Source organism: Mesorhizobium sp. USDA 4132 (genome assembly GCF_056279545.1).
In genome coordinates this window covers 1,725,404-1,747,978 of sequence record NZ_JBWCCP010000001.1, presented here as the reverse complement: position 1 = coordinate 1,747,978, position 22,575 = coordinate 1,725,404, and the positions used below count along the sequence as shown (strand labels likewise).

Sequence of the window (22,575 nt, the reverse complement as noted above, 5' to 3'; positions counted from 1 at the left end):
CCATTTTTGAACGCCAATCTTTTCCGGTCGGTCATCTACATGACGGCGCTCTGCGCACTCTACCTGTCGCTGGCAATGTTCCTGCCGGCTATGGTGGACCTCTATTACGGGCACCGCGACTGGCAGGTCTTCGCCATGTCCGGCTTCATGGTCGGCGGGCTTGCGGCGGCAGCGGCGCTCGCGACCAATGGCCCCCCGCCGGTCTTCAACAAGCGGCTGGGTTTCCTGCTGGTCAATGTGTTGTGGGCGATGTTTTCGGTGGTGGGCGCGATCCCGCTTTTTCTTGCCGAACACGAACTCTCGTTTGCACAGGCGCTGTTCGAATCGATTTCCGGCATCACCACTACCGGCTCGACGGTGATCGTCGGGCTGGACACTATGCCGCCCGGTATCCTGCTCTGGCGCTCGCTGCTCTCCTGGCTCGGCGGCATCGGCATCGTCGGCCTCGGCCTTTTCGTGCTGCCGTTCTTGAAGGTCGGCGGCGCCTCGATCTTCAAGCTCGAATCGTCGGAGACCAACGACAAACCGTTCGCCCGGCTTGCGAGCTTCACCCGCGCCTTCCTGATCGTCTACGTGCTGCTGACACTTGCCTGCACCGTCGCATACGATCTTGCCGGCATGGACCATTTCGATGCGCTGAACCATGCGATGTCGACGATCGCCACGGCCGGTTTCTCGACGCACGACATGTCGTTTGCCTATTTCGACAACAACGCGCTGCTGGTCTTCGGCACCGTCTTCCTGGCGATCTGCAGCCTGCCGTTTTCGGTGCTGATCCTGCTTGCCGTGCGCGGGCGGCTGGATACGCTGCGCGATCCGCAAATCCTGGTTTTCCTTGGTTATCTCTGCGTCATCTCGATCGCCGTTGCGGTCTACCATCACCTGAGGAATGGCATCGAACTCGATGACGCGCTGATCCATTCGTTCTTCAACATCACCTCGATCCTGTCGACAGGCGGCTTTGCGAGCGACGACTACACGCTCTGGGGACCATTCGCGGTGCTCGTCGCCTTCTTCGCCACCTTCATGGGCGGCTGCTCCGGTTCGACTGCCGGCGGCATTAAGGCCTACCGTTTCGTGGTGATGGTCAACGTCATCCGCGCCGGGCTCAACAAGCTCATCTATCCGAACGCGATCTATCCGGTGCGTTACGGCAGCCTGACGGTGGATGCGGAGACCCAGCGTGCAGTCTTCCTGTTCGTCAGCCTCTACATTTTCCTCTGGGTGGTCGGCAGCATCGGCATGACGCTGTTCGGCTACGATATCCTGACCGCCACGTCCTCGGTCATCACCGCGCTGTCGAATGTCGGTCCCGGCATCGGTCCGATCGTCGGCCCCGTCGGCAACTTTTCCACGATCAGCGATCCAGCGCTCTATCTACTGTCGCTGATGATGCTGCTCGGGCGTCTCGAAATCCTGACCGTGCTTGTCCTGCTGACGCCGGTGTTCTGGCGGCACTAGCCCGGCACGCGCAGGAATTCGACCGGCCCGCCCGGCTCGTCGTCGTCGAAAACGGCGCAGGTCAGCTCGCCGCCGAACACGCAGCCGCTGTCGATATTGGTGCGGTTGCCGACCGTCCGCGGATTGCCGGGAAGCGCCGTGTGGCCGTGGCAGAGATGCCGGCCCCAGAATTCGCCGTCGTCGTCGCTCGCAAATCGCTTCCAGATCAGGTCACGCTCCCGCTGCCCCTCGAGCGGCAACGTCTCGTCGACGCCAGCGTGCACGAAGATGCGATGCTCGTCGACATGCATCAGCGGACGATGCGCGCACCATGACAGCACCTCGGGCGGCACGTAACCGTCGAAGGAAACCATCGTCTCGCGGCCGCCATTGTCGATCCAGAGGATCTCGTCGTGCCCACCGTTCTGGTGGGCGCGGACCATCATGTCCTCATGATTGCCCTTGAGCGCCGTCCACCGCCATCCCTCCTTGCGCGGGCCCGCCATGACGAGGTCGAGCACGCCTCTGCTCTTCGGCCCGCGATCGATATAGTCGCCGATGAACACCACATGCCCGCTAGGCGCATGGTCCTCCACCTGCGCAAGCAGTTCCTTCAACTGCGCAAGACAGCCATGAATATCGCCGATCGCAAAGGTAAAGCTCAAAGCACACCTCCATCGAAGTGGATATCAAACGGTCTTCACGGAAAACGGTTGCAGGCAAGGTCAGGTTTGGTGCGGACGGCGGGGTTCGAACCCGCATGACCAAAGGCCGAGAGATTTTAAGTCTCTTGCGTCTACCAGTTTCGCCACGTCCGCATGGGCGTCCTGTTTCTTGAACTTGCGCGACGCCGTCAAGCACCGAAATTGCGGAAGCGGTTCGCGGTCACGAAAAAAGCAAGACGGTCGGATGGGCGGGATGAGAAAAGGGCGCGGAGATCTCTCGCCGCGCCCTTTCGGAGATTATCGCAATTCGATCAGCCGGCGAGCTTGGCAGCCAGCTTGGCGACGTGGGCGCCTTGGTACTTGGCGCCTTCGAGTTCGATTTCCGAAGGCTGGCGCGAGCCGTCGCCGTTGGTGATCGTGCTGGCGCCGTAGGGGGAGCCGCCCTTGACTTCTTCCGTGCCCATCTGGCCGGCAAAGGCGTAGGGCAGGCCGACGACGGCCATGCCCTGGTGCAGGAAGGTGGGGATGAAGCCGAGGATGGTGGATTCCTGGCCGCCGTGCTGAGTTGCCGACGAGGTAAACATCGAGCCGAGCTTGCCGACCAGCTTGCCCTGTGCCCAGAGGCCGCCTGTCTGATCCCAGAAATTGCGCATCTGCGAAGCGACCGTGCCGAAGCGGGTGCCGGCACCGACGATGATCGCATCGTATTCGGTGAGTTCGTCGACGGTTGCGATCGGAGCCTGCTGGTCCATCTTGTAATAGGAAGCCTTTGCGAGCTCGTCCGGAACCAGTTCCGGAACGCGCTTGACCGTCACGTCGGCGCCTGCCGACTTTGCGCCTTCCGCAACGGCATAGGCCATCTTTTCGATGTGGCCGTAAGCGGAATAATAAAGCACGAGAACCTTTGCCATGATCTTCTCCATTCGATGTCTGGTGTGTGAACAAGGCCGTCTGCGGCCAGAACCAGACCCATATGTAACGGCTTCACGGATCGGCGACAGCCCTTGCGAGGTCTACGCACTGTTCAGCTTTTGGAGACGATATTTCGCTTGCGGATCATAAATTCGTAACGGACCTCCTTTCTGCGCTGATCACGACAAAATCGCTTCTGCCTTGAAAAATTTGGGCTTAGGAGTGTGGCATTTACGGAGGAATTTCCATGTCCGCAGCGCCCCAGCCGTCCTTGATCGTCACCGCCGCCATGCTTGCCATCGGCGACGAACTTTTGTCCGGCCGGACGAAGGACAAGAATATCGGCCATCTCGCCGATCTGCTGACGCTTTCCGGCATCGACCTCAAGGAAGTGCGGATCGTCGCCGACGAGGAGGATGCGATCGTCGAGGCGCTGAACGCGCTGCGCGGCCATTACGACTACGTGTTTACCTCGGGCGGCATCGGCCCGACTCATGACGACATCACCGCCGATGCGATCTCGAAGGCCTTCGGCGTGCCCTGCATCCACGATCCCGAAGCGATGAGGCTGCTTGCCGAGATGTACAAACGCCGGGAGATGGAATTCACCGAAGCCCGCCAACGCATGGCCCGCATGCCCGAGGGCTCCAGGCATATCGCAAACCCGGTCTCGACCGCGCCGGGCTTCATCATCGGCAATGTCTACGTGATGGCCGGCGTGCCGCAGGTCTTCCAGGCGATGGTCGACAACGTGTTGCCGATGCTGCGCTCGGGCGCAAAGATGCTGTCGCGGGCGCTCCCCTGCCCCTATGGCGAAGGCGATATCGGCACGCTGCTGTCGGCCGTACAGAAAGCGCATCCGGAGACCAGCATCGGCTCCTATCCGAAATATGACGGGCAGCGGTTCTCGACCGAGATCGTGGTGCGCGCCCGCGACCCGCAGGTTCTCGATGCGGCTGCGCAAGCCGTGGCAGAGATGATCGCCGGCATCGACCGCGCCAAGATCGCCACCAATCCGACAGCCGACGCCTGACCTGCGGCACTCTGTTTCTTCATTGCCGGGGTACGCTCCTTGACCGGGATCAAGGTGCGACACACGTACTTATGAGACACTGGTTTCCAATTCCGTGGAACCAGTTGATGAGGAGACACAGCCATGGCCTACAAGACCATTCTAGCCGTTCTCGACACCCCTCAAAACGCCAGGCAGATCACCGATTTCGCGATAGCGCTCGCCGAACGGTTTTCCGCCCACCTGATCGGCGTGCATGCCGAAACGCTCGCCGCCGTGCCGCTGATTGCGCCGATGGAAATTCCAGATCCCGCCGCCGTGCAGATCCTTCAGGACGCCGCGCAGAAGGAAACCGCCGAGGTCGAGCGGATTTTCAAGGACCAGGCGTCTCGCGATGGTCTTTCCATCGAATGGCGCAGCTTCACGTCGTCGGCTGGTTACGGCTCCCATTCGGTGATGGATACCGCCCATGCGGTCGACCTGATCGTCGCGAGCCAGAGCGACCCGGCCCATGCCGATCATCGCGCCGATATCGAAACATTCCTCTTCGACAGCGGCCGGCCGATGCTGCTCATCCCCTACACGATGAAGGTGCCGCAGCCGATCAAACGGGTACTGGTCGCCTGGAACGGTTCGCGGGAGGCGGCGCGGGCGACCTTCGATTCGATGCCGTTCCTTAAAGCTGCCGAAAGCGTCGAGGTGTTCTGCGTCGATCCGAGCGACCGTGGCGGCCAGACGCCGGAAATGGCGGGCGCCGAGATCGCCGCAACCCTTGCCCGGCACGGCGTCAACGTAACACTGTCGACGCAGGGAAAGAGCGGCATCTCTGCCGCAGCGGCGATCGAGAACCATCTCTCGGAAGGCAGCGTCGATCTTCTGGTGATGGGCGGCTACGGCCATTCGCGCTGGTGGGAAATGCTGTTTGGCGGCGTTACCCGCAGTCTGCTCGATTCGATGACGGCGTTGACTTTGCTTTCCCGCTGACAAATCCTTGCGTCGACCGGGGAATTGCCGCTATTAGCGAGAGCCAACAATATGCTTTCGCAAATGGTGGCCAGCCCTATGTCTCTTCCCGAAAAAGCCTTCCCCGTTTCCTGGGACCAGTTCCACCGTGATGCCCGGGCACTTGCCTGGCGGCTCGCCGGCCTTGGCCGGGAATTCCGTGCCATCGTCTGCATCACCCGCGGCGGCCTTGTGCCGGCGGCGATCATTTCGCGCGAACTCAATATCCGCCTGATCGAGACGGTCTGCATCGCCTCCTACCGCGACTACGTCAACCAGGGCGAAATGAACCTCCTGAAGGGAATCACGCCCGAACTGACGGTCGACGAAGGCGCCGGCGTCCTGGTCATCGACGACCTGACCGATACCGGCAAGACGGCGTCGGAAGTGCGCGCCATGCTGCCGAAGGCCCATTTCGCCTGCGTCTATGCAAAACCCTCCGGTGTGCCGACCATCGACACTTTCGTCACCGAAGTCAGCCAGGACACCTGGATCTATTTCCCTTGGGACATGGGCTTCACCTATCAGGAGCCGATCGCCAAGGGCGCCAAGGGCTGATTCTTTCCGAAAATCTCGGTCCTTGTCACGAGCCCGCCCGGTTAAAAACCCGCGCGGGCTTGTCTATTACTAGTGGCCGCAGATTCCTGATGTGTCTCAATATGGTACGGCCGAGCCTTCAAAACCCTGCTGAACCGGGCTTCTGGCACCGGCCGCCGCTCACGAAATATTTCTCGGCTTCGTAACACAAGTTTCAGGCCATCCCCGCAACTGCCTGAGAATCCTCGGCTATTTCTTCATCCCCGTTATCCACAGCCAAGAACCACAATATCTTGTGGTTATAAAAGCGTTGCAATCTACGCCTTGACGAATCTCTCGGCTCGTTCGACAGTGTTCCTTACGTTGCGGCGGCGACTGGACCGGAATTACGAGGCCGGTTCTTCTTCGAGTTTGACGGGAAAAGATCACGCAGTCCGGCTATGAGGGGCGGGCTGCTATCAGGGTCTCCGTGCGTGCTCGATTTTCCGCTCCGAAACAACGGCTGGGACTGGCGGAAAGATTCTGTTAATACTATATGTAGTAGTGTTGCAGCCGTTATCACCACAACATACAGGTTGGCATCGAAAGATGATTCACCTGGGATCGGGAACATTCAACCGGCTGCGCGCGTCGAACGTGTGGGCTGGAGCGGCACATCTGCGCCTTATCATCAGGCGCCAACGGACGAGGATTTAAGGCAATGCGCATCGAACGTCGTTTCACCAAGCCGGAGACAGGTGCTTACGGGGAAATCGAATTCCGCAAGGGGATCAGCGAGATCCGCAATCCGGACGGCTCGATCGTCTTCCGGCTTGCCGATATCGACGTGCCGGCGCAGTTCTCCCAGGTTGCGACGGACGTTCTGGCGCAGAAGTATTTCCGCAAGGCCGGCGTTCCTAAGATCCTGAAAAAGGTCGAAGAGAATGACGTCCCCTCCTTCCTGTGGCGCTCTGTAGCTGACACGGAAGCGATGAAGGCACTGCCTAAGGAAGAGCAGTACGGTTCCGAAACCGACGCGCGCCAGGTCTTTTCGCGCCTTGCCGGCACCTGGACCTACTGGGGCTGGAAGGGCGGTTATTTCACCTCCGAAGAAGACGCGGCCGCCTTCATGGACGAGCTTGCCTACATGCTCGCAACCCAGCGCGTCGCCCCGAATTCCCCGCAGTGGTTCAACACCGGCCTGCATTGGGCCTATGGCATCGACGGCCCCGGCCAGGGCCATTTCTATGTCGATCCCTTCACGGCTAAGCTCACCAAGTCGAAGTCGGCCTATGAGCATCCGCAGCCGCATGCCTGCTTCATCCAGTCGGTCGAGGACGATCTCGTCAACGAGGGCGGCATCATGGACCTTTGGGTCCGCGAGGCGCGCCTCTTCAAATACGGCTCCGGCACCGGCTCCAACTTCTCGATGCTGCGCGGCGCAGGCGAAAAACTGTCCGGCGGCGGCCGTTCGTCGGGCCTGATGAGCTTCCTCAAGATCGGCGACCGCGCTGCGGGCGCCATCAAGTCGGGCGGCACCACCCGTCGCGCCGCCAAGATGGTCGTCGTCGACATCGACCATCCGGATATCGAGGAATACATCAACTGGAAGGTCAAGGAAGAGCAGAAGGTGGCAGCCCTCGTCACCGGCTCTAAGATCGTCTCCCGCCACCTGAAGGCGATCATGAAGGCCTGCCTGAACTGCGAAGGCGGATCTGGCGACGATTGCTACGACCCGCTCAAGAACCCGGCCCTGAAGCGCGAGATCAAGGCTGCCAAGAAGGATCAGGTTCCGGAAAACTATATCGGCCGCGTCATCCAGTTCGCCCGCCAGGGCTACAAGGACCTGGAATTCAAGACCTATGACACGGACTGGGATTCGGAAGCCTATCTCACCGTCTCCGGCCAGAACTCCAACAACTCCGTCTCGCTCAAAGACGACTTTTTGCGCGCTGTCGAGCAGGATAGCGACTGGAACCTGACCGCCCGCAAGGACGGCCGGGTGATGAAGACGCTGAAGGCCAAGGATCTCTGGGAACAGATCTCCTACGCCGCCTGGGCGTCCGCCGATCCGGGCATCCACTTCAATACGACGATGAACGACTGGCACACCTCGCCGGCCGGCGGCCCGATCCGCGGCTCGAACCCGTGCTCGGAATACATGTTCCTCGACGACACGGCCTGCAACCTCGCTTCCATGAACCTGCTGCAGTTCAAGGACAAGGCGACTGCCCGCATCAACATCGCCGACTACGAACATGCCACGCGCCTTTGGACCGTCGTGCTCGAAATCTCGGTGATGATGGCGCAGTTCCCGTCGCGCCAGATCGCCGAACTTTCCTATCAGTACCGCACGCTCGGCCTCGGCTACGCCAATATCGGCGGCCTCCTGATGTCGACCGGCATCGCCTACGACTCTCCGGAAGGCCGCGCCATCGCCGGCTCGCTGACCGCGATCATGACCGGCATTTCCTACGCCACCTCGGCTGAAATCGCCTCCGAGCTCGGTCCCTTCCCCAACTTCGCTCCGAACCGCGACAGCATGCTGCGGGTCATCCGCAACCATCGCCGCGCCGCCCATGGCGAAACCTCCGGCTATGAGCAGCTGTCGGTCAACCCGGTGGCGCTGATCCATTCGGAAAACCCGGACCAGGATCTGGTCGCCCATGCCAAGGCTGCCTGGGACAAGGCGCTTGTCCTCGGCGAACAGCACGGCTACCGCAACGCGCAGGTCTCGGTTATCGCCCCGACCGGCACGATCGGCCTCGTGATGGATTGCGACACGACCGGCATCGAGCCCGATTTCGCGCTCGTCAAGTTCAAGAAGCTCGCCGGCGGCGGCTACTGGAAGATCATCAACCGCGCCGTTCCGGAAGCCCTGCGCACGCTCGGTTATTCGGAAAGCCAGATCGCCGAGATCGAGGCCTATGCCGTCGGCCACGGCAACCTCAACCAGGCCCCCGGCATCAACTCCGGCTCGCTGAAGGCCAAGGGCTTCACCGACGAGAAGATCGAAGCCATCAACGGCGCCACCAAGGCCGCCTTCGACATCAAGTTCGTCTTCAACCAGTGGACGCTTGGCGCAGACTTCCTGAAGGGCACGCTTGGAGTCACCGACGAGCAGCTCGCCGACGTGAGCTTCAACCTGCTCGAACATATCGGCTTCTCCAAGAAGGACATCGAAGCCGCCAACATCCATGTCTGCGGCGCGATGACGCTCGAAGGCGCTCCCTTCCTGAAGGCCGAACATTTGGCCGTCTTCGATTGCGCCAATCCCTGCGGCAAGATCGGCAAGCGTTATCTCTCGGTCGAAAGCCATATCCGCATGATGGCGGCTGCCCAGCCGTTCATCTCGGGTGCGATCTCCAAGACGATCAACATGCCGAACGATGCGACCGTCGAGGACTGCGGCTCCGCCTACATGCTGTCCTGGAAGCTCGGCGTAAAGGCGAACGCGCTTTATCGCGACGGCTCGAAGCTCTCCCAGCCGCTCAACTCGTCGCTGATTGCCGATGACGATGCGGAAGACGCCGTCGAGGAACTGCTGGCCCAGCCGGCGGCAGCCCAGGCGGTGACGATCACCGAAAAGATCGTCGAGCGGATCATCGAAAAGGTCGTCCGCAGCCAGGAAAAGCTGCCCGGCCGCCGCAAGGGTTATACCCAGAAGGCGAAGATCGGCGGACACACGATCTTCCTGCGCACCGGCGAATACGACGACGGCCGTCTCGGCGAAATCTTCCTCGACATGAACAAGGAAGGCTCGGCGCTGCGCGCCTTCATCAACAACTTCGCGATCTCCGTCTCGCTCGGCCTGCAGTATGGCGTGCCGCTCGAGGAATATGTCGATGCCTTCACGTTCACCAAGTTCGAGCCGGCCGGCATCGTCACGGGCAATGACGCGATCAAGAACGCCACGTCCATCCTCGACTACGTGTTCCGGGAACTGGCGATCTCCTATCTCGGCCGCCACGACCTCGCGCATGTCGACACATCGGACTTCTCCAACACCGCGCTTGGCCGCGGCGTCTCGGAAGGCAAGGCGGACGTGGTCTCCAAGGGCCTGACCCGCGGTTACAAGCCGACGCTCGTCTCCGGCACCGGCGGCGACCGCCCGGCCGACATCAAGGGTGCGGCGACCGCCGCCCCTGCCCGCGCCTCGGCCGGCACCAACGTCACCGCCTTTGCCGGTGCAGCCGCCCGCAAGCTGGAACCGACGGTTGCCATCTCCACCTCCGAAATCGTCTCGTTCAAGCGGGACTACGAGGAGCGCGCCAAGGAACTCGCCGAAGAGATCGTCGAGGAACTGACCGAAGAACAGGCCGCCACCACGGCCCTCTTCTCCGACAAGGCCGCCGACGAGGCAGCAACCGCCAAGACGGAAGCCAAAAAGGTCGAAAACGAACGCCGCATGCGCTCGATCGCCCAGGGCTATACGGGCAACATGTGCGGCGAGTGCCAGAACTTCACGATGGTGCGCAACGGCACGTGCGAGAAGTGCGACACTTGCGGTGCGACGAGCGGCTGCAGCTGATGAATGTAAATGGCTGATCGAATCATTGAAACGATCGGTTTGTCCAGAATCAGCCTCATCGAGAATTTTTCAGGCACTCCGGTGCCTGAAAAACTATATGCCTTTGCAAGACCCGGTGCGGGAGATTGCGCAGCAGGCGGACGTGAGGCCGATCAACTTCGGCATCTACGTCGAAGATGGGATTGAAACGATCCCCGGCCGTCCGAGGTGGGCGAAGCCAGCTTTGCCCGGCGTGCCCGCACACCCGAGCCAGCTAATTCCGACACTTGAGATCAAAAACCATTAAGCCGTGTAGCGCTATGGCAATTTTGCGCTGTAAGCGACCATCGCCCGCGCCGGTCTTTGTGTCGACATAGCGTGCATCCCGTTACGGCATGTATTTGATTGCAAGCTGGTTCAGAGCGCTCATAGTGTGTCACCCGGCCGACCGGGAGGTCTATCATGGAAGGAGCGACGGGCATGCCTGGAAACCTCGATGATATCCGCGACCAGCAGCGCGACACATGGGATCGTTTTTCCGCAGGCTGGAAAAAATGGGACGAGCCGGTTCTCCGCTGGCTGGCGCCGTTTGGTGATGCGATGCTGCGGCTCGCGAACTTGCACGAGCACTCGCACGTCCTTGACGTTGCCGCCGGCACCGGCGAACCTGGCCTTACCGCGGCCGCGATGGTGCCGCGTGGAAGAGTGACGGTAACCGATCTCTCCGAGCGCATGCTGGCGGTAGCCGCCGAGAATGCGGCGCGCCGGGGCCTGTCGAATTTCGAAACCAAAGCCTGCGATGCGGGAGCGCTGCCATTTCCCGATGCACATTTCGACAGCGTTCTGTGCCGCTTCGGGTTCATGTTCTTTCCCGATATCTCGCTTGCGGCTCGAGAATTTGCCCGGGTGGCGAAGCCAGGGGCGCGTATCTGCGCGGCCGTCTGGAGTGGGCCGGACAGCAACCCCTGGGCAACGACGATCATGTCAACGATCGCTCGCCATGTGGAGATGCCTGCGCCACCGCCCGGATCGCCGGGGCTCTTTCGTTGCGCCCCGTCTGGTTTGATGCGCGGCGCCTTCGAGGGGGCCGGCCTGAAGGACATAAACGAGGAGGAAGTGTCGTCCATCATGACCCACGAGTCGCCGGAGAGGTACTGGGACTTCATGACAGACATCGCCGCCCCCGTAGTGGCAGGACTTGCGAAAGCCGACCCGGAGACGAAAACGCGGATCCGCGACGAGGTCCTGGCTCTGGCACGACAATCCGTTCGGGACGGACAGGTGCAGCTTCGTTCGACCGCGTCTGTAATTGTCGGTACACGGTAGATTGTCGTCCCGCGGAAGCGGAGGTGGAGAGCGGGGAGGCCTGGCCGACGATTGGCTCGGTTGAAATGCGCCCATACAGGGGGCACGCGGACCTGCTGATCGGCTGGCTATGCGCCGCCCCATGACGAAATCTCAACGCAGCAGCCGTCGCCCTTTCGCGCGTTTTCCGAGCCAAGCGGACCGCCTCTCGCGGTACGCTTGGCTCGGAACGTTGTGCGCTCAGTTCGGGACGGCCGCTCCGATCAGCCCAGTCCTTCCTCGGCGAGCGCCTGGATCACGGAGGGCAGTGCCCGCATGCGGTCGAAGGCCCTGCGGAGGTTTTCCGGCAGGTCGACGCCGCTCTTGGGCGCGACCATCAGGATCCAGAACAGGTAGCAATCTGCAATCGTCATCTCGTCGCTGACGAGGAATTTCTTGTCGCCCATCTGGTCGGCGAGAATAGCGAAGGCTTTCGCAAGCTTTTCGCGGGCGCGCACTTTCTCCGGCTCGGGGAAATCCCTGAAGAAGGGCTGGTAACTTGCATGGATTTCGGACGCCATGAAAGCGAGAGACTCGAGCGCCCGCCACCGGATCATGCCGTCCTTCGGAAGAAGCTTCCCGCTCTTTTCGGCGATGAAGTTCAGAATGACCGGGTTCTCCGTGAGAAACACTCCGTCCTCCAGCTCAAGGGTTGGGATATAGCCCTTCGGGTTGATGGACAGGAAATCCCGGCCGTCCTCTGTCTTTCTCTCATGGTTGATGCTCAGGAGCTTATAGGCAAGCCCTGTCTCGATGAGCGCTATGTGATCGGCCAGACTGCAGGCGGCGGGATAATAGAAGAGGTTCATGGTGGTCTCCTTGTGGTGGACCCGTCTCGGCTTTTCTTTCCGGAGACAAAGTCTACAATGTTGACCACGACCACTTATGTGACCTAAAAATGCCCGTCAAAAGCATATCTTTGGGAGTTGGTCAGATGGATGTGACTGTTTCGCACGCGGAAGCCGATTGCAGAGGGGTGAGTGAAATCCTGAGCCGCGTCGGCGACAAATGGACGATCCAGGTCGTCGTGTCGCTTCGGCTGGGTGCCCGACGGTTCAACGAGCTGAAGCGGCAGGTGGGCGGTATTTCGCAGCAGATGCTGACACGGACGCTCAAGACGCTGGAACGCGACGGCCTGGTCGATCGAACCGTCCATCACAGTACACCGCCTCAGGTCCAATATACTTTGACCCCGCTTGGGCATTCCCTATCGGAAACCGTGCGGCAGCTCGCCGAGTGGGCCGTCACGCACCGGGGAACGATCGAAGATAACCGCCTTCAGTATGACGCCAGCGGAAAGCTGCAAGCTTTTCCGACTTAACGATTTCTCCGCACCCCGGACACCGCGCGGGACTAGCTCGGCATCCCGATGCCGCGGAGGATGAGGTCGATCCCGGCGACGAAGTCGGCACGGTCGTCATGCTGCGGCAGATAGAGGGCGATGCTTCGCGCGAACGGGAACTCGTCCGGATCCAGCCTGGACCACTCGTCGGCAACCTCCTCCAGGAATTTCGATCTGTCGAGACCGTGCTGCCCCGCAAACTGAGCATTGGCCGCGTTCTGTCCGCCGACGCCGAGGATGTAGCTGAGAATAGCCGAGACGGTCGTCCATTCGGCCTCCTGTGGCACCCCGAAGGCGCGCACCTGCTGGCCCACACCCTCCAGGATGCGCAATATCGGCATCTTCCCGCCGGCCCGTGCCAGCGCCGAGCCTATCCAGGGATGTTCGTCCATCGCATCGAACAATCCGACGGCCAGGGCGCGGATTGTCGCCCCGGGCATGGCACCGCCCTCAGCCGCGTCCAAGGTTCGAGCGACGACGGCGTCGCAAGCCGCCGTCAGCAGATCGTTCTTGTTCTCGACGTGCCAGTAGATCGCCCCAGCGCCGGTCGCGAGCGTCCTCGCGAGCGCCTGGAATGTCAGCCCCGTCTCGCCATCGCTATCCAGGATCCTGATCGCCGTGTCGATGATACGATCCCTCGAGAGGGAATCCTGCCGTCTTGTTCCAGCTGCTTTCTTCATGCCGTCACCTTGACATATATGGAACGTCATTCCAAATATGGAATGTCATTCCATTGTCGTTCTGAACTGCGAAAGGCTCGTCATGAGTACACATGTCGCCATCATCGGCGCCGGCCTCGGCGGCCTGACGCTTGCCCGCGTCCTCCACGTTCACGGCATCTCCGCCACTGTCTACGAGGCGGATTCTTCAGCGAACGCGCGTCCTCAAGGCGGCATGCTCGACATCCACGAGTTCACCGGCCAGCTCGCGCTGAAGGACGCTGGGCTCCATGAGGAGTTCGTAAAGCTCATCCATCCCGGAGGTCAGCAGTCACGCGTCCTCGACAAGCACGGCAACATCCTCATGGACAATTCCGACGACGGCACGGGCGGGCGCCCGGAGGTGCCGCGCGGGGAGTTGCGCGGGCTCCTGCTGGAGTCGCTTCCCGGCGGCACGGTCCGCTGGGCAAGCAGGCTTGTGGCTGCGTACCCATTTGGCGGCGGACGTCACGAATTGGAGTTCGCGGATGGCTTCAAGGTCACCACCGACATCCTCGTCGGGGCAGACGGCGCCTGGTCGAAGGTGCGCGCCCTCGTCTCCGATGCGAAGCCGACCTATGTCGGAACGACGTTTGTGGAAACCTGGCTGTTCGACGCCGACCTGCGCCACAAGGCGAGCGCCGAGGCGGTCGGCGGCGGCTCGCTGTTCGCGCTGTCGCCGGGCCAGGGCATCATGGCGCATCGCGAGCCCAATGCGACGCTTCATGCATATGTGGCGCTGAACAAACCGAAGGCGTGGATCGACGGCCTCGACTTCTCCGACTCAGCGTCTGCCACGGCCCGGATCGCGGCCGAGTTCCACGACTGGGATCCGGCACTGACGGCTCTCATCACCGATAGCGAGACAGCCCCCGTGGCTCGTGTCCTCCATCAGCTTCCACAAGACCATCGATGGGATCGGGTCCCGGGAGTGACGCTGCTCGGCGACGCCGCGCACCTGATGATACCGTCCGGCGAAGGGGCAAACCTCGCGATGTATGATGGGGCGCAGCTCGCCAAGGTGCTTGCCGCCAACGGCGCAGATGTCGAGGCTGCACTGCTGGCCTACGAGACGGATCTCTTTCCTCGTAGTGCCGTGGCCGCTGCCGAAGCCACCCAACTCGTCGGGACACTGTTCGGCGGCAACTCGCCTCACGGGCTGGTCGAGGCGTTTCTCGATAATGGACTAGGTTCTTAGATAAGTCAGCTGGACGGACCTCGCCATTTGCCGCAGACACAGGACAGAACACCGCGTCCGCCGCCGCTCGGGAACGGCCCCTTGAGACCAAGGTCCCCGCCCCCACCCGACCTTGGTCCCGAAGGCAGGATCATTGGTCCTAATCCCATGGATTTATATTCGCCGCTGCTCCAGAATGCCCGGCATCTGAAGGCCCTGAAGCGCGGAGCGTCTCCCGGTTTGGGCAGGGTATATCGAGGAGATCGGTGATTATGAACAAGGTCCTCAAGAACGGCATCGTTGTCCTGGCGCTTGCTGCAGTCTCCGTCGGCGGCGGCGTAGCCGGATTTTCAGACCTCGCTTTCGCCAAAGACGGAAATGGTGGCGGAAACGGTGGTGGAAACGGTGGTGGCCACGGCGGTGGAAACGGCGGCGGCAGCGGCACCGATCGCGACAATCTCTCGAACCATGGCCATTCCGGCAAGAGCCGGTCGACCTCAGCCAATCTCGGCTCCGGCAAGGAGCGGGCGAAGAAGGATGCCGGCCGACAGGTCTCGAAGGTGACGCCCGCCGAGAAAGCCAAGCCGCAAGCCTCTAAACTAACTGGCCTCAACTCGCTGCGGCGCAACTTCCACGCCTATCTCAACACCAGCGATCCGCGGATGACCTCGCTTTCGGCCTATATGACGGCCTATGCGCAATACGAGAAGACGAACGGCATGGCCCCGACAGCCACGGATCCCGAACTCGGCGAAGCTGCGCTGCGCGATGCGCTGAAGGATTTCGCAGGTGCCCCGGTGAGCGACGAAGCTTTCGGATGGGCGCAGGACGAGCTTGGCGTCGGTCCGGCGGTCGGTAAGATCGATCAGCTCCGTGACCATCTCGACACCCAGGCGGCTCGCTGAGAACTGCCGCTATAAACCGGCAGCGCCGCGCGCCTTTTCGGCGCACGGCGCTTTGAGTTTCTCTAGCGGTAAAATCCCGCCACCGGATCCGATCGATCCGATGGGCTTGCGTCCTAGAACTTGTAGTTCACGCCAGCCTTGAGCGTCTGGTCGCGCACGTCGGTCCTGGAGGAGACGCCGCCGGAGGTGCTGCGGACGTCGTTGGTCATGGTGTAATTGTATTCGACCCGGGCCGACAGGTTGTCGGTGAGCTTCTGCTCGACGCCGGCGCCCAGGACCCAACCCGGCTTCCAGCCGTCCGGACCGGACGTACCGTTCTTGCCACCGAAGCTGGTGAGCGCGGCGCCTGCGGTGCCGTAGACAAGCGTCTGATTGAAGCCGACGCCGGCCTTGGCCTTGGCCGCGACCCGGCCCTTTTCGGTGATCTTGCCGCCGGGCACGCGGCTTTCGACGTTGCCGAGATGCGAAGCTTCGATTTCCGCGCCAACGACGCCGGAATCGAGGTCGATATTGTAGCCGCCGTGACCGCCGAGAACGAGGCCCTTGTCGCCATCGAACGGGTTCAGCTTGCGGGATGCCATGCCGAGATCGGCACCAACATAGGCACCACCCCAGCCCGCCTTCGGCGCGCCGGCAGGTTCGTTATAGGTCGGCGGCTCGGAATAAGGCGCCAGGTCGGCGGCCCAGAGAGGCGTGGCAGCGAATGCGGCGAGGATCGCCAGGGCGAATGGCCTGTTGTTCATGGTCTTGGTCTACTCCGTACAGCGCCTGCATCTCAAACATCAGCAGGCGGTTACTCAAAGGTTACACACCGCGCGACGGTCACGTTCATCCCACCCAAGCCCTTGAGGCCCGGACCGCCGGCAAGTTTCCATTCATTTTTCATGAATTCATAAACACTTCCTTAATCCGCAGGCCACGAGGGCTCGACAGCCGATCAACAAGTGTAACAGTCTCGGGAACAGGCCTCGGTGCCGGCGAGATATGAAGCGGCATCGCACGGAACCGCTCGATCCGGATGGGGGCAGACATCAATAGACTTCACCCTCCGCGCCTCATCAATCCGTCGCAGCCGCGAGAATTTGCCCACCATTGCGTTCCTGAACGAGCAGAGCACGTTTCTGGTTGGACTTTGCCGCCGGCATCGTCAGACTTTGCGCCTTGCCGTTCCACAGCCCAAGATGCGTCAGTTCGCGCACCACATGCGCATGGGGCAATGTCTCGCCGGCATTTTCGCCGCGTGCCACGGGAACTTCGACAAGGCCCGCATCATAACGAACCAGCCAGATATCGGCAGGCGAAGCCGGTTTGCCGCCGCCCTCGATCGCGGCCGTATCGCCTTTCAGGCTGACCGCAGGTCCGGCAAGCGGCTTTTCTGCCGCAATCAGGCTACGAACTTCACCAAGATCCTGCCCGACAGTCGAGGTGCGACCGTTAATAACCATCTGCGGCGTGAACGGGCTCGACTGACCCAGCGCCGGTTCGTAGGTCGCCTGGCGCCGCGTGAACTCCTCCCTGCCGAAAATGTCCTTCCAGCCGAGGTAGTCCCAATAGGTCACGGCGAAGCTGAGCGCCAGGATGGCGGGATCGCGGCTCAGCTTGACCAGATTGGCATTGGCGGGCGGGCAGGATGAGCAGCCCTGGCTGGTGAATAGCTCGACCACGACCGGATTTCGCGCGCCGGCCAGGGCAGGTGCTGCACCTAGGAGGCTCAGGGACAGTGCGGCGAATGCGAGACGAAAGGAATTCTGGTTGTTCACGGGGGTGCTCCTTGCAGCATGGCCATTGCAGCCTCATTCGCGGCAGGCAGCACCCCGGTTACAGGCTCACGCTTTAGTGACCATTCGGACTGCGTGGCCGCTCTTTTCGCGTCTAGGGTTTACCGGCGCGGATATGCAGGAAGATCGGTGCCACGCGAGTGTCGGCGACAACCGGTTCGGCCTTCGCCACCTCTTCGGATGCCATCGGCTCGCCGAAGGCCTCGATCACCAGTCCGGCGCCGACGACCATCGACACCCAGGTGGTCAGCGTGCGGTGGAAACGCGGCACCGAAAACGGCGTCAGCTTCGCCCGCTCCTCGGCCGGAATTTCAGAAAACAGCCAGCGTTCGATCCGCCCGTCCGTCTCGTCGAAATAATCGGCGATCTGCACCGCCACCGCCTCTCCGCTCTCATCGCGGATATTCTTGCGCGTCAGCGGCACGAAACAGGGATGCAGGATCGAGAACTGCAGGAAACCGCCCGGCTTCAGGATGCGGTAAATGCCCTTCAGCACTTGGCGCTGATCGGCCATGTCCATCATCGACATGAAGGCCGTGACGAAATCAAAACTCTCGTCCGGAAAGTCGATCCCCTGCCCGTCGCCGAGCGCATAGGCGATGCCGAGCGGATCGGCAGCCTCGGTCTCGCGAGCGTAGCGGATGAAGGTCGGGGCGATGTCGAGGCCGGTCATCTCGGCGCCGAGCCGGGCGACTGCGCGGGTATTGGTGCCCTCGCCGCAGCCGAGATCGAGGCCTTTCAACCCGGCAACCGGCGGCAGCATGTCGAGAAAGGCCGGAGTGTTCAGCACGTCCCGGTATTTGTCGTAACCGGCCCGCGAATAGATCGTCCAGGTCTCGGCATTGCTCTCCCAATGGGAGCCGACATCAGTCGCATCCATGCTCTTCCTCCTCTCAATCGTCGAATGGGCGGCGAGCTATATCCGCGACGGATGACAATGAAAAGACGTTGGAACCCGGAAAGCAGAAGCCTTCCGGCAGCAAAAACCGCCGGAAGGCTTCTGTTGGAACGGATCTCCTGGCCCGGAGGCCGGGGCGGTTACTGCAGCGTGCGCTGGAACGTCTGCATGTCTGCCGGAGATCCCGGAGCAATGCCCGCATCGCCGCCGTCGAGGCCGGTCGCGACGACGGAGACACGGAACTTGCCGTCGAGGCTGCGGTCGAAGATTGCGCCGACGACGATATCGGCATCGTCCATGACCTCGTCGCGGATGCGGCTTGCGGCTTCGTCCACCTCGAACAGGGTCATGTCGGAACCGCCGGAGATCGAGATCAGCACGCCCTTGGCGCCCTTCATCGAGATATCGTCGAGCAGCGGATTGGCGATCGCAGCTTCCGCGGCGAGTAGCGCACGACCGTCGCCGGAGGCTTCGCCCGTGCCCATCATCGCCCTGCCCATGCCCTTCATCACCGATTTCACGTCGGCGAAATCGAGGTTGATGAGGCCTTCCTTGACAATCAGGTCGGTGATGCAGCCGACGCCAGCAAACAGCACCTTGTCGGCGGTCATGAACGCGTCGGCGAACGTGGTCTTGGCGTCGGCGATGCGGAAGAGATTCTGGTTCGGAATGACGATGACCGTATCGGCGGCGCGGCGCAGTTCCTCGATGCCGGCATCGGCCGTCTTCATGCGGCGATTGCCTTCGAAGGTGAAGGGCTTGGTGACGACGCCAACGGTCAGGATGCCGGCATTGCGGGCGGCCTGGGCGATGATCGGCGCCGCACCGGTACCGGTGCCGCCGCCCATGCCGGCCGTCACGAAGCACATATGCGAGCCGGACAGATGATCCATGATCTCGTCGATCGATTCTTCTGCTGCAGCGCGGCCGATCTCCGGCAGCGAGCCGGCGCCGAGACCTTCGGTCACGTGGGCGCCGAGCTGGATGCGGCGGGATGCCTTGGAAGTCGCCAGGACCTGTGCGTCGGTATTGGCGGCGATGAAATCGACGCCTTCCAGCTCCTCGGCAATCATGTTGTTGATGGCGTTGCCACCGCCGCCGCCGACGCCGATCACGGTGATCTTCGGCCGCATTTCGGTAATCTGGTGTTTTTTGGCGTCCGTCATCGCAATCTCCTTGGCATCGGCACCCGCCGGCCGGGCGGCCTCGTGGCACCCGAATCACATGTATTTTAGCTGGGCAACAAGGCAGAGGCTTGGCGAAAGAACAAGCTTTGAGCCGCAGAAACCGTCCGAATGAAATTTTCCACAAGTTGCGTGGAACTTTTCCCGCTCACAGCAATTGTGAGGATTCGATCACAAAAGAGAGAGGAGCCGAGCGTATCATGCCTACGTCCGCTGCACGTACGTCTATTGCCCCGCCGGATGAACATATCCTCACCGTTCAGGAGGCCCTTGAACCGCTCTTTCTTGCGCTCGAAGAGGAAGCGGAGATCAAGATGATCGCCGCCGCCGTCAAGGCCGGCTGGTCTGTCGAAGACGCCGTCACCGCGATCGACGAGCTTCGCCGGACAGAGCTCGTATCCGCCAGTTGGGCCCATTGACCCATCACAAAAACTCGTTCGCCTGAATCCCGAAGATGTCCTAAACCTACCGCACTGCATATAAGCGTTGCGAGGATATCATGACCATCAGGAATATCTGCATCTATGGTGCGGGCGCTCTCGGGGGCACGTTTGCGACGAAGATTGCCAACGGGCTTGGCCCTGAGGCGGACGTCTCCGTCGTGGCGCGCGGCGCACATCTCGCCGCCATCCGCGACAAGGGCCTGACCGTCGAGCCGGGGGGCGATGCCGCGCCGCTCCGTGCGCGTGTCACCGCCACCAGCGATCCGTCGGATCTGCCGAAACAGGACCTGATCATCACCGGTCTCAAGGGACACCAGCTTGCCGATGCCGCCGAGGGCCTCGCCGGCCTTCTCAAGGAAGGCACTCGGATCATCATGATCCTGAACGGCATCCCGTGGTGGTATTTCCATCGGGACGCGGAAAGCGGGCATGCGGAACGCCAGCTTTCGGAGCTCGATCCCGAGGGAAAGCTGTGGCGGCTCGTCGGGCCCGAACGGGTGATCGGGTGCGTCGCCTATCAGGGTGCCGAGGTAATCGAGCCCGGCACTATCCGTCTCAACGGCGATGGCCGTTTTTTCCTCGGCGAACCCTCGGGTGAACTCTCGCAGGACCTCCAGTCGATCTCGGCGCTTCTCGGCCGCGCCGGCCTAAACATCCTGCCGACAGAGCGGATCCGGGACGCGATCTGGACCAAGCTGATGGGTAATGCCGCCTACAACCCGATCAGCGCGCTCACCCGCGGCCGAATGAACAGCATCATGGAAAACGCGGCGCTGGTCGAACAGGTCGGCAAGGTGATGACGGAGACCAGGGCTGTCGGCGAGGCGCTTGGCGCGGTCTTCAGCGGCAGCGTCGAAGAGCAGCTCAGCCGGTCGGGCGGTTTCGGCCCCGTCAGGACCTCGATGCTGCAGGACCTGCTTGCCGGCAAGGCCCTGGAGATCATGCCCCTGACCGGTATGGTGGTCGCGCTCGGAAAGCTCGCCGGCGTGCCGACGCCGACCTGCGAAACGGTGTTGGCGCTGACCCTCCAACTCGACCGCGAAAACCTCAGAAACTGATTCAAGGTTTTATGAACCAGAATCCGCAAACCCACACAAGCGCCTGAAAAGATGAGGCGATGCCGACTTTCGACCGGCATCGCGTTTAGCGATTTCACTTCTTGACCTGTTCCGCCCAGTTCGGCGCATTGCTCTTGCCATCCAGGAAGGGCAGCACGGTCGGCACCAGGGCCGGCGACGCGAAGGCCTCGTAATGGGTAAGATCGGGCAGGATCGCCAGCCGGTTCTTCGGCATGTTCTCGCGCATCCAGCCGGCATCCTTCAGGCCGCCGCCGAGCTTGTGATAGAATTCGACGATGTGCTCCGGGCGGATCATGTCGCTGTCGCCGAAGACCAGCATGACTGGCATGGTCAACCTGGCGACCGCATCGGAGAAATCGTAATCCCGACGCATCAGGTCGCCCATCGCGTCGAGGAGCCGCGGGAATTCGGAGACATCCGGCGCTACCGCCTTGTAGGAGATGAACATCGGCGTCTCCTTCATCATCTCGGCCATGGCACCGCTAACGGCTTCCTGCTGGGGGATCATTTCCGGGAAGAAGCCGTTCTTGGCAAAGGGTGCCGAGGCGATGACGAGCCGCCGTACCTTTTCTGGTGACTGTGCGGCCATCTGCAGGCCGACGCCGCCGCCCATGGAATAACCCAGCACATCGACCTGCCCGTAGCCGAGTTCGGAGACGATCTTGCCCATGTCGGCGCCCATGGCTTCCAGGCTGAACGGCCGCTTGCCGAGCGACGTGCGGCCATGACCCTGGAGGTCGACGCCGATGACCTGGCGGTGCTGCGTCAGCGCCGGCATGATCGGCGCGAACATATCGACGGAGCCCAGACCGCCATGAAGCAGCAGCAGCGGTTCGCCCTCCCCGCGGATCTCGTAATAATAGTTGATGCCGCCGACCTCGACATAGCCCTTCTTCGACGGCTCGGCGGCGATCGCCTGGGGTGTGGCCGCTTTCGGTTCCTGCGCTTCGGCCGGAGCCGGAACGAACGATGCGACGACGGCTGCAATTGCGGTGGCCAATATCCTGATCGACATGATGTCCTCCTCGATGGATTGGTTGGTGATGCCCCAAGGACGAAGAGGACAAGCCCGGGCCGACAATCCACGCCGAAATTTCTTCGCGCAAAAGAAAGTCCCGCCGCGAGGAGACGGCGGGACAGGTAGATTGGAGGTCAAAGTATTATTCTTGTGCGGCGGCTGCAGGGGACGAAAGCCGCCTGATTGTCTTCGGCGCGGCCTAGGGATATGCCGGCCGAAGCTGGTCTTCACGGAAGTAAACACACGGGAAACCGCAATGTTCCACTATTCGTTAACGACGTATTGTTAAGATTGATGAACTTCTATGCTGGCATCAATGAGGCAGGAATGGCCGTACCGAATTTCCGCTTTACCCACTACGACTTGAAGCCGCAGCGCGCGGGGACGACGATCGAGGTGACGTTGAATGCGGTCAACAACGTGCGCCTGATGAATGCCGCCAATTTCCAGCGCTTCACGGAACTGCTCGATTTCAAATATGTCGGCGGCGTCGCCAAACGATCCCCTATCCGCCTGGTCATCCCGGAGGCGGGCCATTGGCACGTCATCGTCGACATGGAAGGCCATCACGGTCTGGCGGAATCCTCCGTTAGGCTGATCGGAGCGCCGGCCAACGTCGTGGCTCAAAAACACGCCTCTTGATCGGCTGCCA

General features: G+C 61.7%; 21 protein-coding genes and 1 tRNA gene. 12 read left to right on the top strand and 10 right to left on the bottom strand.

The features are described 5' to 3' along the window. Positions 1-6 precede the first annotated feature (6 nt). Positions 7-1,461 (top strand): TrkH family potassium uptake protein, encoded by a 1,455-nt coding sequence (locus ACZ9IU_RS09135; RefSeq protein ID WP_038542263.1) that lies wholly within the window; start codon positions 7-9, stop codon positions 1,459-1,461. Here the strand turns inward: ACZ9IU_RS09135 and ACZ9IU_RS09130 are convergent. From ACZ9IU_RS09130 to wrbA, 3 genes are all read right to left on the bottom strand, one after another. Continuing rightward, complete coding sequence (locus tag ACZ9IU_RS09130; RefSeq protein ID WP_038542260.1) at positions 1,458-2,105, bottom strand: metallophosphoesterase family protein; 648 nt, start codon at positions 2,103-2,105, stop codon at positions 1,458-1,460. The genes ACZ9IU_RS09135 and ACZ9IU_RS09130 overlap by 4 nt on opposite strands. A 67-nt stretch (positions 2,106-2,172) precedes the next feature. Then, positions 2,173-2,258, bottom strand: a tRNA-Leu gene (locus tag ACZ9IU_RS09125). Between the two features lie 158 nt (positions 2,259-2,416). Then, positions 2,417-3,016, bottom strand: a complete 600-nt coding sequence (wrbA, locus tag ACZ9IU_RS09120; protein WP_038549063.1) for an NAD(P)H:quinone oxidoreductase type IV — start codon at positions 3,014-3,016, stop codon at positions 2,417-2,419. Between the two features lie 248 nt (positions 3,017-3,264). Here wrbA and ACZ9IU_RS09115 point away from each other — a divergent pair, with 248 nt between their 5' ends. The 5 genes from ACZ9IU_RS09115 (at position 3,265) to ACZ9IU_RS09095 (ending at position 11,383) form a co-directional block, all read left to right on the top strand. Continuing rightward, positions 3,265-4,050 (top strand): competence/damage-inducible protein A, encoded by a 786-nt coding sequence (locus ACZ9IU_RS09115; protein ID WP_038542257.1) that lies wholly within the window; start codon positions 3,265-3,267, stop codon positions 4,048-4,050. 123 nt (positions 4,051-4,173) lie between these two features. Further along, positions 4,174-5,013: a universal stress protein gene (locus tag ACZ9IU_RS09110; protein ID WP_038542255.1), complete on the top strand. Its 840-nt coding sequence runs from the start codon at positions 4,174-4,176 to the stop codon at positions 5,011-5,013. A gap of 78 nt (positions 5,014-5,091) precedes the next feature. Beyond that, on the top strand, positions 5,092-5,589 hold the full coding sequence (gene gpt / locus ACZ9IU_RS09105) for a xanthine phosphoribosyltransferase (RefSeq protein ID WP_038542252.1): 498 nt from the start codon (positions 5,092-5,094) through the stop codon (positions 5,587-5,589). Between the two features lie 679 nt (positions 5,590-6,268). Beyond that, positions 6,269-10,078 (top strand): vitamin B12-dependent ribonucleotide reductase, encoded by a 3,810-nt coding sequence (locus ACZ9IU_RS09100; protein WP_038542249.1) that lies wholly within the window; start codon positions 6,269-6,271, stop codon positions 10,076-10,078. Positions 10,079-10,537: 459 nt separating this feature from the next. Then, positions 10,538-11,383, top strand: coding sequence for a class I SAM-dependent methyltransferase (locus ACZ9IU_RS09095; protein WP_038549061.1), 846 nt, complete (start codon positions 10,538-10,540; stop codon positions 11,381-11,383). Between the two features lie 242 nt (positions 11,384-11,625). Here the strand turns inward: ACZ9IU_RS09095 and ACZ9IU_RS09090 are convergent, their stop codons facing one another. After that, positions 11,626-12,210: a glutathione binding-like protein gene (locus ACZ9IU_RS09090; RefSeq protein WP_038542243.1), complete on the bottom strand. Its 585-nt coding sequence runs from the start codon at positions 12,208-12,210 to the stop codon at positions 11,626-11,628. Positions 12,211-12,335: 125 nt separating this feature from the next. Between ACZ9IU_RS09090 and ACZ9IU_RS09085 the strand changes: the two genes are divergently transcribed. Next, a complete protein-coding gene (locus ACZ9IU_RS09085; RefSeq protein ID WP_038542239.1) occupies positions 12,336-12,722 on the top strand; it encodes a winged helix-turn-helix transcriptional regulator in 387 nt (128 codons plus the stop codon). Between the two features lie 32 nt (positions 12,723-12,754). On the opposite strand, the gene ACZ9IU_RS09080 is transcribed toward ACZ9IU_RS09085, so the two are convergent. Further along, complete coding sequence (locus ACZ9IU_RS09080) at positions 12,755-13,423, bottom strand: TetR/AcrR family transcriptional regulator (RefSeq protein ID WP_038549059.1); 669 nt, start codon at positions 13,421-13,423, stop codon at positions 12,755-12,757. A gap of 82 nt (positions 13,424-13,505) precedes the next feature. Here ACZ9IU_RS09080 and ACZ9IU_RS09075 point away from each other — a divergent pair, with 82 nt between their 5' ends. Together ACZ9IU_RS09075 and ACZ9IU_RS09070 are read left to right on the top strand one after the other, a co-directional pair. Further along, the gene (locus ACZ9IU_RS09075) at positions 13,506-14,639 is read left to right on the top strand and encodes an FAD-dependent oxidoreductase (RefSeq protein ID WP_038549057.1); all 1,134 of its coding nucleotides are present in this window, start codon (positions 13,506-13,508) and stop codon (positions 14,637-14,639) included. 251 nt (positions 14,640-14,890) lie between these two features. After that, positions 14,891-15,523, top strand: a complete 633-nt coding sequence (locus ACZ9IU_RS09070) for a hypothetical protein (protein ID WP_038542236.1) — start codon at positions 14,891-14,893, stop codon at positions 15,521-15,523. Between the two features lie 113 nt (positions 15,524-15,636). Here the strand turns inward: ACZ9IU_RS09070 and ACZ9IU_RS09065 are convergent, their stop codons facing one another. The 4 genes from ACZ9IU_RS09065 to ftsZ all read right to left on the bottom strand — a co-directional run bounded on the left by ACZ9IU_RS09065 (position 15,637) and on the right by ftsZ (position 19,365). Further along, positions 15,637-16,266, bottom strand: a complete 630-nt coding sequence (locus ACZ9IU_RS09065; RefSeq protein WP_051899688.1) for an outer membrane protein — start codon at positions 16,264-16,266, stop codon at positions 15,637-15,639. A gap of 315 nt (positions 16,267-16,581) precedes the next feature. Beyond that, a complete protein-coding gene (locus ACZ9IU_RS09060) occupies positions 16,582-17,283 on the bottom strand; it encodes a DUF1223 domain-containing protein (protein ID WP_038542233.1) in 702 nt (233 codons plus the stop codon). A gap of 112 nt (positions 17,284-17,395) precedes the next feature. Further along, a complete protein-coding gene (locus tag ACZ9IU_RS09055; protein ID WP_038542230.1) occupies positions 17,396-18,181 on the bottom strand; it encodes a class I SAM-dependent methyltransferase in 786 nt (261 codons plus the stop codon). A 158-nt stretch (positions 18,182-18,339) separates the two neighbouring features. Beyond that, positions 18,340-19,365 carry a cell division protein FtsZ gene (gene ftsZ, locus ACZ9IU_RS09050; RefSeq protein ID WP_038542227.1) on the bottom strand — a complete coding sequence of 342 codons (1,026 nt, stop codon included), beginning with the start codon at positions 19,363-19,365 and terminating at the stop codon, positions 18,340-18,342. Between the two features lie 218 nt (positions 19,366-19,583). Between ftsZ and ACZ9IU_RS09045 the strand changes: the two genes are divergently transcribed. Both ACZ9IU_RS09045 and ACZ9IU_RS09040 read left to right on the top strand, forming a co-directional pair. Further along, positions 19,584-19,802 (top strand): hypothetical protein, encoded by a 219-nt coding sequence (locus tag ACZ9IU_RS09045; protein WP_038542223.1) that lies wholly within the window; start codon positions 19,584-19,586, stop codon positions 19,800-19,802. An 80-nt stretch (positions 19,803-19,882) separates the two neighbouring features. Continuing rightward, on the top strand, positions 19,883-20,884 hold the full coding sequence (locus ACZ9IU_RS09040) for a ketopantoate reductase family protein (RefSeq protein WP_038542220.1): 1,002 nt from the start codon (positions 19,883-19,885) through the stop codon (positions 20,882-20,884). A gap of 94 nt (positions 20,885-20,978) precedes the next feature. Here ACZ9IU_RS09040 and ACZ9IU_RS09035 read toward each other — a convergent pair whose 3' ends face one another. Further along, complete coding sequence (locus ACZ9IU_RS09035) at positions 20,979-21,920, bottom strand: alpha/beta fold hydrolase (protein WP_038542217.1); 942 nt, start codon at positions 21,918-21,920, stop codon at positions 20,979-20,981. Between the two features lie 330 nt (positions 21,921-22,250). On the opposite strand from ACZ9IU_RS09035, the gene ACZ9IU_RS09030 reads away from it, so the two are divergent. Then, a complete protein-coding gene (locus tag ACZ9IU_RS09030) occupies positions 22,251-22,565 on the top strand; it encodes a DUF1883 domain-containing protein (protein WP_038549053.1) in 315 nt (104 codons plus the stop codon). Positions 22,566-22,575 lie beyond the last annotated feature (10 nt).